Here is an 11318-nt window from a genome sequence, read left to right as displayed (position 1 = left end):
GAAGTGTGCCGAGTTTGGGGTGACATTCGATCCGTGGCAGCAGGGTGCTGGGAAGATCTCGCTGGGGTTGGATAAGTCCGGTAAGTATGCGGCGACTGTTGGTGGCGTTGTTCTGAGCATTCCGCGCCAGGTCGGTAAGACGTTCTTCGTCGGCATGATCATCATCGCGTTGTGCATCCTGTTCCCACAGATGACGGTGTTGTGGACGGCTCACCGTACGCGAACTTCTTCGATGACGTTTACGACGATGCAGGGCATGGTTCGCCGGAAGAAGGTTTGGCCGCATGTTCGTGCGATTCGGCGGACGAACGGTGAGCAGGAGATCTGGTTCACGAACGGGTCTCGGATCATGTTCGGTGCTCGCGAGGCGGGTTTTGGCCGCGGTTTCGATGCGGTCGACGTTGAGGTGTTCGACGAGTCGCAGATTCTCTCGGAGAAGGCGCTTGAGGACATGGTGCCGGCGACGAACGCGAGCTTGCAGCCGACTGGGGCGTTGTTGTTCTTCATGGGGACCCCGCCGCGGCCTAGCGATCCGGGTGAGGAGTTCACCGCTCGGCGATTTAAGGCGCTGAGCGGCAAGGCCAAGAACATGGTCTACATCGAGTTCTCGGCCGATGATGACGCTGACCCGGATGATCGGGAGCAGTGGAGGAAGGCGAACCCGTCGTATCCGTCTCGGACTCCGTTGGAGTCGATGCAGCGGATGCGTGAGCAGTTGACGGATGATGATTCGTTTCGTCGTGAGGCGATGGGGATTTGGGATGCTGCGGGCACGCCGGAGGTTATCGATGCGGCGTCGTGGGCTCGGGCTGCTGATCCGGCGTCGATGCCGGTTGAGCGGTTGACGTTGGCGATCGATGTGGCGCCTGACCGTCGTGTGGCGTCCGTTGCTCTCGCTGGCCGGCGTGCCGATGGGTTGTGGCATGTGGAGCTCGATGACCAGAAGAAGGGCACTGATTGGGTGGCTTCTTGGGTTGCTGATCGTGCTGCTCGTAACCGGTTGCATGCGGTTGTTGTGGATGAGATGACGGGCCTGGTTGAGGAACGTCGGGGTCGGAATTATCTGCGTGGCACGGATGTGGTTGTGACGTTGGCTGCGGCGGAGGGGCGTGACATGGCGATCGCTTCGGGGCAGTTGTTTGATGCGGTGATGGTTGCGGAGCCGTTGGTTCGGCATACGGATCAGCTGCAGTTGAATGTGGCGTTGTCGGTTGCGAGGAAGCGTCCGTTGGCTGGTGCTTGGGCGTGGAATCGGAAGGACGAGGAGTCGGATATCACTCCCGTGGTGTCGGCGACTTTGGCGTTGTGGGGCGCTCGTAAGGATGACGTGGAGCGTCCGATGCGGCGTAGGGCTAGTGAACGGACGGCGGTGATCCTGTGACTGATGAGGCGATCCGTGTTCCGGGTTTGACTGATGACGAGCTTGTGACGGTCAACTTCTTGGCGAAGCAGTTGAAGGATAAGACGCATCACAACCGGAAGCGTTCTGACTTGTATGACGGGAAGTCGGCGCTTCGGCAGGTGGGTTCGATCATCCCTCCGCAGTATCACCGGTTGGGTCTTGCTCTGGGGTGGACGGCCAAGGGCGTTGATGGTCTTGCGCGGCGTTGCAATCTCGATGAGATGGTGTGGGCTGACGGCGACCTCGATGCGTTGGGTATGCAGGAACTCGAGGATTCGAACTTCCTGCTGTCGGAGTTGTCTCAGGGGCGCACTGATTCGCTGATCCATGGCATCTCGTATCTGATCACTACGAAGGGTGATGAGGATGAGCCGGCCGCGCTGATTCACGCGAAGGATGCGTTGAATGCGACGGGGGAGTGGAACGCGCGGAAGCGTCGCCTGGACAATCTGTTGTCGGTGACGTCTCGGGAGCGGAACCGGATCACGGGGTTCGTCCTGTATCTGGATGGGGAGACGATCAACGCTGATCTTGAGGATGGGCGTTGGGTTGTTGATCGGTCTGAGCACCCGTGGCATGTTCCGGTTGATCCGCTGGTGTACAAGCCGCGAACGTCGAAGCGTATGGGGCGTTCGCGTATCACTCCGGCTGCGATTTCGCATCAATATGCGGCGTTGCGGGAGCTTGTGCGGCTTGAGGCGCACATGGACGTGTTCACGATCCCTCAGTTGATTCTGTTGGGTGCCAGTGAGGGCATGTTCAAGAACGAGGACGGGTCGTATAAGGCGTCGTGGCAGATCGCTCTTGGGCGGGCGTTGGCGTTGCCGGATGCGGTCGATGACCGCGGTGACGTGATTGAGGGTGGTCGTGCTGATGTGAAGCATATTGCGGCCCAGTCGCCGGCCCCTCACCTTGCTGACCTGAACGCGTTGGCGAAGCTTGAGGCGCGTGAGTATGACCTTCCGGATTCGGCTTTCGCGTTGACTGATATGGCGAATCCGACGTCGGCGGATGCGTACAACGCGTCTCGTGAGGATCTGATTGCTGAGGCTGAGGGTGCGACGGATGACTGGTCGGTTCCGATCAGGCGGGCGGTTGCTCGTGCTTTGGCGATTCAGAACGGTCTGGATGAGGTTCCGGAGGCTTGGGCGTCGATTGATGCGAAGTGGCGCAGTCCGATGTATCTGTCTCGTGCGGCTCAGGCTGATGCGGGCGCTAAGGAGATTGCTTCTCTGCCCGATTGGGTGAGGGAGACGACGGTGGCGATGCGGCGGCTGGGTTGGTCTCAGCAGGAGATCGATTTGGCGTTGCAGGAGCGGCGTCAGGCGGTTGGCCGGCAGTCGGCGTTGTCGATTATCGAGGCTCGTCAGGCGGAGGTTGCGAATGGTGACCGCGTTGGAGTCGAAGGCGCAACTGACGCTGCTGGGTGATGATGCGGAGGATACGGTGCGGTGGATGCTGCGCCGTTCTTCTGGTCGGTGGGAGTCGCGTCGTGTGCAGTTGTTGGACACGGTGCCTGATGTGCTCGGGTTCTATTCGGAGGGTTCTGCAGCGTTGGCGGCGGATTTCTACGATGATGCGCGTGTTGGGGTGGCGGGTCGGTTCTCGGCGGCTCCGGTGGTTCTTGATCGGACGGTGAAGATTCGCCGGGGGGTTGTGTGGGCGTCTGAGCCGTTGTCGGCGGATGATGATGAGCTCGCGGCGGCACGGTTTGCGCAGTTGATGCGGTCTGAGATGGCGCGGCCGTATAGGGACACGGTGTTGTCGAATCGGCGGCGTGATCCTCAGGCGGTCGGGTGGATGCGGATCACGCGTGGGGCTAAGTCGTGCAAGTTCTGTCGGATGCTCGCGGATCGTGGGGCCGTTTACCGGGAGGCGACGGTTCGTTTCGCGGCGCATGACGACTGCATGTGTACGGCTGCTCCGGTGTTCAGGGGCGGAGAGGTAGGGCCTGAGGCTTCCTCGGTGCAGTACATGGCTTCGAAGCGGCGGCGATCCCCTCGTGAGCGTGTGTTCTTGCGCGACTACCTCGAAGGCAACTACCCGGATTGATTTCTCGCTCACGGGCGAGCTGTACCCGACAGTTTCGGGGTTCTGACGTGCGACGGCACAGAAACGGATGGAACCAATGAGTGACGCACCTGCTCCCGAGGCCCCTACGGCTCCGGAAGATGGCGAGCAGCCACAGGGCAAGACGTTCACGCAGGCTGAGCTTGACCAGATCATCACTGATCGTCTTGCGCAGCAGGCCAAGAACAAGTTCGGCGACTATGCGGAACTGAAGGCGAAGGCGGACGGCGCGAAGTCGGTAGAGCAGAAGCTTGCCGAGCTCGAGGCCAAGCATGCGGAGGCGGAAGCCCGCGCGCTGCGTTCCGAGATCGCCACGCGCCACGGAATCTCCGCGGAGGACCGTGACCTGTTCCTTACCGGTTCCGATGCGGAAGCGCTCGAGGCCCAGGCCAAGAGGCTGGCGGAGCGCACCGCAGATCAGAAAAAGAACGGCAACGTCGCCCGCAAGGAGGGCAGACAGACCGTAACAACCCTTTCTCCCAAGGATGCGGCGAAGCGCGAATGGCTTCAGTCGCTCAGTGGGGACTAAGCCTAGGAGGCCCATATGGTCACGCTGACCAGTTCCGATGTTCTCCTGCCCACGCAGATCGTGGACGGGATCGTCGAGAAGTCCAAGACCGGATCTACCATCGCTGCCCTTTCGGGTCAGGAGCCGATGCGATTCGGTGACGTCAACATCGTCACGTTCGATGACGACCTGACTGCCGAATTCGTCGAGGAGTCTGGTGCCAAGAGCCCCGACGACGCCAAGCCGAGCTCGGTGATCGCGGTTCCTCACAAGGCTGTCGTGAACTTCCGCACGTCGGATGAGTTCAAGATCGCCGATGAGGACTACCAGCTTGGAATCCTCGACAAGTTCGAGGAGAAGTGTGCTCGCGCGCTGGCTCGAGGCCTTGACCTCGGCGCCTACTACCGCATCAACCCTCGCACGGGTAACGCGATCACTGGGTGGAGCAATTACCTCAACACGACCACCAACCGTGTTGAGGTCGGCGCTAACGCGGACATCGACTTCGAGGCGGCAGCGGGTCTGGTGATCGGTGATGGCTACAGCCCCACCGGTGTGGCCCTTGACCCGCAGTACGCGTGGAAGCTCTCGACGGCCCGCTACGCTGACGGCCGCAAGAAGTACCCGGAGCTTGGCCTTGGTGCCAACGTCTCCAACTTCGAGGGCCTCCGCGCTTCGGTCTCGAGCACTGTTTCCGGTAAGCCGAAGGACGGCGACGCGGCGGACAACAAGGTTCGTGCGATCGTGGGCAACTTCGAGCAGGGCATCCGTTGGGGCGTGCAGCGCACGTTCCCGTTCCGGATGCTCGAGTTCGGCGACCCGGACAACACCGGCCGCGACCTTGCCGGCCACAACGAGGTGCTGTTCCGTGCGGAGATCATCTTCGCGTGGTACGTGTTCGCGGACCAGTTCGCGGTCATCGAGGATCTGGTCTGATGCCTCGACTCAAGAACAAGGCGAGTGGAGCGGTGGTGAACGTCTCCGACGACACTGCGAAGCGCCTCGGCGCCGACTGGGAGCCCGCAGATGCGGCACCCAAGTCGCGTCCGCGGAAGCCCGCTGACAAGTCGGACGACTAACGGAGAGGGGGCGGTCATGGCTGTGACTCCCGAAACAATTGCGGTTGCGCTCGGCGTGGTCGCCCCCGTATCTGGTTCGATCCAGTACCAGCAATGGTACCTGTGGATAGATGACGCCACCATGCTCATCGACAACCGCGCAGATCAGCTTGGGGTCGGCATCGAGTCGATTGACGAAGCGAAGCTCGAGTATGTGATCCGAGAGGCCGTAGTTGCGCAGGTTAAGAAGCCTGACGACGCAACGCAGGTCTCCATCACGGTGGACGATGGCACAACCTCCCGTTCCTATCGTTCTGGTAGAGGGAGGGTGGCCATCCAGGACGAGTGGTGGAACCTTCTCGGGCTCACGGACCCTTCGGGGGCCTTCGCGATCGACATGGTTAGCCATTCACGCCCGCACCCGCCGTGGTGCTCGATCTACTTCGGCGGTGCGTGCTCGTGCGGAACGAACATGGCTGGCGGCCCTATCTATGAGCCGGGTGGTGGATGGTGAGCCTGGGTTCGGATATTGCGGCGGCGCTTCCTGGGTTGCGTGCTGAGGCTGAGTCGCGGATGACTGATCGGGTGCAGGTTGGCCGGTTCAAGGATGGCGTTGATGAGACGACGGGTAATCCCACTTGGGAGATCGTTACGGAGCGTTTTGCCGGTCGTGCTCGTATCCGTTGGGGTTCGCGTGAGGTGACGAATGCGGATGCGCCGTCGACTCCGGTGACGGTTCAGGAGCCGTATTTGTCGGTGCCGTTTGGGACTGTGTTGTTGCGGGATAACGATGAGGTGCTGGTGGTTGGGTCGGATGATCCGGTGCTGGTTGGTCGTCGGTTTCGTGTGCAGGGGTTTCCGGTGGCGGGTCAGGTGACGGCGCATCGGTATCCGTTGGAGGAGTTGGGCTGATGGCTGATGACTTCTCGGAGCTGTATGAGTTGGCTGCTGATCTGAGTGGGGTACCGGCGGAGGCAAACCGCAACATCAAGAAGGCGCTCGAGGTCACGGCTCGGAGCGTGAAGGACGACTGGCGTCAGGGTGCGACTGTTTCGCGTGGCTATGCGGCGTCGTATGCGGCGGCAGTGGATTACACGATCAAGTACCCGGGCGGCGCGATAGAGGCTGAGGTTGGTCCGTCTCTGGGTAAGACCCCTGGCGCTTCGGCGGGTTTCCTTGAAGACGCGCCTGGTGGTGTTCTTGCGGCGCCTCAGCATGCTGGTCGTGATGCTCTCGAGGCGAACGAGGATGACTTTGTGCGTGGTCTTGAGATCGCGATCACGGAGGCTGTGATTGACAAGGTGGAGCGATGAAGGCTGAGTTTGCGGCGTTTCGTGCTCGTCTTGAGGAGCATCCGATTCTGGCGGGCAAGGTGTTCCCGATCGTGCGGAAGAACGGTGATGAGACTGTTCGTGCGAACTATGTGGTGGCGAAGTCGTCGAAGCCTGACCGGTATGACGACGGGCGGCTGACTGGTGTAAACGTGTTCGAGTCGGATCGTCGGTTCACGTATGACGTGCGGGTGGTTACGACGTCGGATGTTGCGTTAGACACGTTGGGGGAGCCCGTGGTTCAGCAGTTGCTTGGCCACACGCTTGCGGTTGCTGGTCGAACGTGCTCGCCGATCACTCTTGTCCCTGATGTGGAGGAGGGCGACGGTTACGACCGTACCGCTGACTTGTTCTACCGGGATTTCTCGTTCCGTTTCTGGTCCCGCCGGCCCTGACCCTCACTGAACTTTCAAGCCCTGCCGCCTGGTGGGGCTTTTTCTATGCCCCCTTGGCTCTCCCCAAGGGTGACCGAACCCCGGTTCACGGGGAGATGAAAGGAGGCTGCTATGGCGGCTGAAACTGTACCGGCGAGCACTCAGTCTGATGGGCGTTGGCGGATCACGAACCTTCCTTCGGGGTCGAACGCGAAGTCTGTGGCGATTCTGAATGGTGGCACTGCGAAGCCGATCACCTACGGCATCACTGCTGGTGGTTGGAACCACACGGTGAACCAGGCGACGGTTGAGGACAAGCGTTTGACGCTGATCCAGGATCTGTCTCGTCCGGGGAAGGTGACTGAGGCGCTTGAGGTGACGGTTGTGGAGTCGGATGATGCGGCTTCTGCTGACCGGATTCTGTCGGCTCTGGCTGCGTCGCAGGCGGAGTCGCAGTTCGTGGTGCGTCGCGCTGTTGCGAATGCTGACACGCATGCTGTTGGTCAGCGTGCGGATGTCATCACGGGTGTGGTTGGTGTGCGTCGTCCGGATGCTCCCACTGAGAACGGTGTGGACACGGCGAAGTACGCGATTTACATCACGAAGCCCACGGAGCGGGACGCGGTTCTCGTCGCGTGATTGACGACCTGGGTGGGGCTACTCTCACCGGCCCCGCCCAGGTTCTTCCTTCGGTGAGAGACGGTGAGAGGTGAGATGACTGACTTTCGGGCGTTGATTGCGAAGCAGCGCGAGAAGCTTGAGGTGGTGCGGGAGTCGACGTTGGACGTTGAGTTCGGCGGCGAGATGGTCACGGTTGGGGTGTCGAAGGTGATGCCTGAGCAGTGGGATGCGCTGATCGGTGCGTGCCCGCCGCGTCCTGGTCGTGAGGATGATGCGCAGGTTGGGTACAACCCGAAGGCGTTGGCTTCCCAGTACCCGAACATCACGGTTGATGGGGAGAAGATCGACCCGGAGGTGTGGGCTGAGGGGTTCGCGATCATGGATCCGACGTGGCGGAACAACATTGAGATCACCATCTGGGGTGTGAACATCAATGAGTCGTTGAGGGCGTTGCGTGAGCTGGGAAAAGCGCGAGCGGGCCGGAAGTCTCCCTCGCCCGCGAACTAGGGGTTTCGCCTCGCAGGCTTTTCGGTTGGGAGCCTGGCGAGGTTACGACGTACGAGTATGACGGTGCCGGTAGGTTGCTGCGGTCGGTCACGTTGCGGGAGCCGGAGTTTTCGCCGTGGGATGTGGCGGCGATGCTTGAGGATCGTCGTGTTTCGCGGTTGCGTCGTGGTTCTCATGGCGTGTTGATGTCTGAGGCTATGGACCCGGACAATCAGTTTGCGTTCGAGGTGGAGGGCCCCGAGAAGGATTGGGCTCAGGCGGCGCTCGACGACGCGCAGGAGACATACAAGAAGAAGTATCCGGACGCGAACCTGCACGCGTTGCATTGGACGGTTCGTCGACGCGTCACCGACTCGAACGATTGAAGGCGCTCACGCCGGCCGCTGCCGCTAGAACGATCGCGATGAAGGCGGCGACAAGAGCAAGAGTGGTCGCCGCATCGTTCATGGGCGTCCGGCTGAGCGCGTAGGTCAGCCAAACACCAATCGCCACAGTGGCGCACAGGACGGCTGCTACGAGCAGCCCGCGCACCATCTTCGACTTCATGCCCCTCACTGTAGGGGCTTTTTGCGTTCCTGGGGGTGCGTCTTGGCTGAACGGGTTGTCAAGGTCAGGCTGTCGGCCGTTGTCGATGATTACAGGAAGGGTATGCGGGAGGCTGCGGAGGAAACTCGCGCGGTTGGGACGCAGGCGGAGAAGCTTGCTCAGACGCGTCAGGCGATGCAGACGCTTGGTACTGCGGGCGTGGCGATGGGTGCTGCGATTGCCGCTGGTGTGGGTGTGGCGGTTGCGAAGTTCGCCGATTTTGACCAGGCGATGTCGTTTGTTGCGGCGACTGGTGATGACGCGCGCGAGAACTTGGATGCGTTGCGTCAGGCGGCTCTTGATGCTGGTGCGGCAACCGTGTTCTCCGCCACTGAGTCTGCGAACGCTATCGAGGAGATGGCGAAGGCTGGTCTGTCGGCTCGGGACATCCTTGGCGGTGGACTGACGGGGGCGCTGGATCTCGCGGCAGCTGGTGGCCTTGAGGTGGCTGACGCGGCTGGTATCGCGGCGACGGCATTGAAGATCTTCAACCTTGAGGGTTCGGACATGTCGCATGTCGCTGACCTGTTGGCGGCTGGTGCGGGCAAGGCGATGGGTGACGTTGGGGATCTGTCGCAGGCTCTGGCGCAGGGCGGCCAGGTTGCGGCGGCTACGGGATTGTCGATTGAGGAGACGACGGCGGCGCTGGCTTCGTTCGCGTCTCAGGGCCTTCTTGGTTCGGATGCGGGTACGTCGTTCAAGACGATGTTGCAGCGTCTCACCCCACAGTCCGATGAGGCTCGTCGGAAGATGGAGGAGCTGGGAGTTTCGGCGTACGACTCGTCGGGCAACTTCATTGGGTTGGCGGAGTTTGCCGGCAACTTGCAGGAGGCGTTGGCTGATCTGACGCCGGAGCAGCGTAACGCGGCCTTGTCGGTGATGTTTGGTTCGGATGCTGTGCGTGCGGCGAACGTCATCTACAAGGAGGGCGAGTCGGGCATCCGTGAATGGATTTCCGCGGTCGACGACCAGGGGTATGCGGCTGAGACGGCCGCGACCAGGCTGGACAACCTCGTTGGTGACTGGGAAGCGCTGACGGGCGCCCTGGACACGGCGTTCATCAGCATGGGTGAGGGTGCGAACGGGCCACTGCGGTGGCTGGTTCAGTCGCTCACCGAGCTCGTCGATGGGTTCAACGACCTCCCCGATTGGGCTAAGCAGGTTGGGATCGGCATGGCCGCGTTGGCGGCGGGCGTGGGTCTCGCTGGTGGCGCACTGCTGCTCGCGATTCCGAAGTTCGTTGAGCTGCGGGAGTCGTTGAATCAGCTTGGTCTCGACGGTGACGCTTTGACCGGAAAGCTTGGGAGGCTCGCCAGGATCGGTGGCGGTGCGCTGCTCGGGTTCGCGGCTGCTTCGGCCGGTTTGGACTTGCTGACCAAGGCGATGCAGAGCATGGGTGACGCGGCTGAGGTCACGGACAACAAGCTTGTGTCCGCGTCGAACGCGGCTGAGGTTCTGTCTGCGGCGCTCGGCAAGGGTTTCGGTTCGACTGCTGACATCAAGGTTGCGGAGTCGGCTGTTGAGGGCCTGGCGGAGATGTTGGATCTTGCGGCGTCTGGTGCTCAGGCCACGGGGGACAGCATTCGTCCGGTGCTCAACGCGGCGAACGCGGTTTCGAAGCTCGGCGAGGAGCTGGGCGACCTGGCATCGTCCAATCTGCCGCTAGCGCAGGAGAAGTTCCGCCTGCTCGCACTCGAGGGAAACCTGAACGAGAAGCAGATGCTGGCTCTGATCGACAAGATGGAGCCGTTCAAGCGGGCATTGACCGATCAGGCGTCTGCGTCGGGTGAAGCCGCCGATGATCAGACGCTGTTGAACCTGGCTATGGGCGACGCGGAAGACGTTGCTCGCTCGGCCGCTGATGCGTACATGGATCAGGCGAGCGAGGTTGAGGATCTCCAGTCGCAGCTCATGGCGCTGATCGACACGATCAACCAAGCGAACGGGGTTGGGCAGGACGCGATCTCGCAGAACATCCGTTACGAGGAGACTCTGGCTGCGGTGCGTCAGGCCATCGCTGATGGTGCGTATGGGTTGGATGAGTCGACTGAGGCTGGCCGCGAGAACATGGCCATGCTCGTTGGGTTGGCGGCAGATTCGCAGTCCGCTGCGGCGGCGCAGTTGGCGTTGGATAACTCGACGGAGGGTTACATCGCTCGCATGCAAACGGGGCGACAGGCGCTGATCGATAGTGCGATTGCGATGGGGTACACGCAGAAGCAGGCGGTTGCCCTGGCGGACAAGATCTATGCGATCCCTTCCGAGAAGGACATCCAGATCCTCGCGGATACGACGCGGGCGCAGAACGCGATTGACCGGTTGATCATCAATAATCAGGGCAAGCGGATCACGATCACGGCGGACGTCAACTATCAGGCGCCGCGCGGCATCACGGTTTCTCCGAATGCGGATGGCGCGCTCTACCAGGGTGGGGTGAAGGCGTTCGCGGACTCGGGGTTCGAGCCGGGGATCTACCCGTATGTGCGGGGCGGGATTCACAAGTTCGCTGAGGAGTACTCGGAGGCGTACATCTCGATGGACCCCGCTCGGCGCGAGCGGTCTGAGGCTGTGTGGGTGCGGACTGGACAGGAGCTCGGGATGTTCTCGAGTGCCCCTGCTCAGCCGGCGCCGTTGTCTCTGGATGGCCTGTCGATCACCGGTGTGCTCGAGATCGGTGGTGACGGGCTTGCTCGGATCATCGACGGGCACATCAGTTCGTATGACTCGAAGCGTGCGCTGGCTTCTCGGGGTGGGGTGAGGTGATGTCCTCATTCCGCCCCGACCGGTACGCGCCGGACTTGTTTCAGCCGAACAGGGAGTCGGTTCCGGTTGGTGGTCAGTTGTATGAGACGCAGGCTTTGC

15 protein-coding genes are annotated in these 11318 nt (G+C 61.6%); 14 read left to right on the top strand and 1 reads right to left on the bottom strand.

The features are described 5' to 3' along the window. Nucleotides 1–19: 19 nt before the first annotated feature. The 13 genes from ACWGQ1_RS03635 to ACWGQ1_RS03575 all read left to right on the top strand — a co-directional run bounded on the left by ACWGQ1_RS03635 (nt 20) and on the right by ACWGQ1_RS03575 (nt 8236). Nucleotides 20–1381, top strand: coding sequence for a hypothetical protein (locus tag ACWGQ1_RS03635; protein WP_452312365.1), 1362 nt, complete (start codon nt 20–22; stop codon nt 1379–1381). Continuing rightward, complete coding sequence (locus ACWGQ1_RS03630; protein WP_452312364.1) at nt 1378–2832, top strand: phage portal protein; 1455 nt, start codon at nt 1378–1380, stop codon at nt 2830–2832. The genes ACWGQ1_RS03635 and ACWGQ1_RS03630 overlap by 4 nt, the downstream gene beginning before the upstream one ends. Then, a complete protein-coding gene (locus ACWGQ1_RS03625; RefSeq protein ID WP_452312363.1) occupies nt 2786–3454 on the top strand; it encodes a VG15 protein in 669 nt (222 codons plus the stop codon). The genes ACWGQ1_RS03630 and ACWGQ1_RS03625 overlap by 47 nt, the downstream gene beginning before the upstream one ends. A 76-nt stretch (nt 3455–3530) precedes the next feature. After that, nucleotides 3531–4001, top strand: a complete 471-nt coding sequence (locus tag ACWGQ1_RS03620) for a hypothetical protein (protein ID WP_452312362.1) — start codon at nt 3531–3533, stop codon at nt 3999–4001. 15 nt (nt 4002–4016) lie between these two features. Continuing rightward, nucleotides 4017–4916 carry a phage major capsid protein gene (locus ACWGQ1_RS03615; RefSeq protein WP_452312361.1) on the top strand — a complete coding sequence of 300 codons (900 nt, stop codon included), beginning with the start codon at nt 4017–4019 and terminating at the stop codon, nt 4914–4916. Then, on the top strand, nt 4916–5059 hold the full coding sequence (locus tag ACWGQ1_RS03610) for a DUF7302 family protein (RefSeq protein WP_452312360.1): 144 nt from the start codon (nt 4916–4918) through the stop codon (nt 5057–5059). Before ACWGQ1_RS03615 ends, ACWGQ1_RS03610 begins: the two co-directional genes overlap by 1 nt. A 16-nt stretch (nt 5060–5075) precedes the next feature. Next, nucleotides 5076–5552 carry a hypothetical protein gene (locus ACWGQ1_RS03605; protein WP_452312359.1) on the top strand — a complete coding sequence of 159 codons (477 nt, stop codon included), beginning with the start codon at nt 5076–5078 and terminating at the stop codon, nt 5550–5552. Continuing rightward, on the top strand, nt 5546–5950 hold the full coding sequence (locus tag ACWGQ1_RS03600) for a DUF6093 family protein (protein ID WP_452312358.1): 405 nt from the start codon (nt 5546–5548) through the stop codon (nt 5948–5950). Before ACWGQ1_RS03605 ends, ACWGQ1_RS03600 begins: the two co-directional genes overlap by 7 nt. Then, entirely contained in the window at nt 5950–6351 is a 402-nt protein-coding gene (locus tag ACWGQ1_RS03595) for a hypothetical protein (protein ID WP_452312357.1), read from the top strand. Before ACWGQ1_RS03600 ends, ACWGQ1_RS03595 begins: the two co-directional genes overlap by 1 nt. Beyond that, complete coding sequence (locus ACWGQ1_RS03590) at nt 6348–6764, top strand: hypothetical protein (protein ID WP_452312356.1); 417 nt, start codon at nt 6348–6350, stop codon at nt 6762–6764. The genes ACWGQ1_RS03595 and ACWGQ1_RS03590 overlap by 4 nt, the downstream gene beginning before the upstream one ends. Before the next feature lie 111 nt (nt 6765–6875). Then, nucleotides 6876–7382, top strand: a complete 507-nt coding sequence (locus ACWGQ1_RS03585) for a phage tail tube protein (protein ID WP_452312355.1) — start codon at nt 6876–6878, stop codon at nt 7380–7382. Between the two features lie 75 nt (nt 7383–7457). Beyond that, nucleotides 7458–7871 (top strand): hypothetical protein, encoded by a 414-nt coding sequence (locus tag ACWGQ1_RS03580; protein WP_452312354.1) that lies wholly within the window; start codon nt 7458–7460, stop codon nt 7869–7871. A gap of 74 nt (nt 7872–7945) precedes the next feature. Beyond that, nucleotides 7946–8236 carry a hypothetical protein gene (locus tag ACWGQ1_RS03575; RefSeq protein WP_452312353.1) on the top strand — a complete coding sequence of 97 codons (291 nt, stop codon included), beginning with the start codon at nt 7946–7948 and terminating at the stop codon, nt 8234–8236. Here ACWGQ1_RS03575 and ACWGQ1_RS03570 read toward each other — a convergent pair. Beyond that, nucleotides 8217–8417: a hypothetical protein gene (locus ACWGQ1_RS03570; protein WP_452312352.1), complete on the bottom strand. Its 201-nt coding sequence runs from the start codon at nt 8415–8417 to the stop codon at nt 8217–8219. The genes ACWGQ1_RS03575 and ACWGQ1_RS03570 overlap by 20 nt on opposite strands. A gap of 42 nt (nt 8418–8459) precedes the next feature. Here ACWGQ1_RS03570 and ACWGQ1_RS03565 point away from each other — a divergent pair, with 42 nt between their 5' ends. Then, nucleotides 8460–11219 carry a phage tail tape measure protein gene (locus tag ACWGQ1_RS03565; RefSeq protein ID WP_452312351.1) on the top strand — a complete coding sequence of 920 codons (2760 nt, stop codon included), beginning with the start codon at nt 8460–8462 and terminating at the stop codon, nt 11217–11219. The last annotated feature ends 99 nt before the right edge of the window (nt 11220–11318 follow it).

It is taken from the genome of Microbacterium sp. NPDC055599, assembly GCF_053618975.1.
Note: the sequence above shows the minus strand (reverse complement) of the source record. Positions and strands in the feature narration are given on the sequence as shown.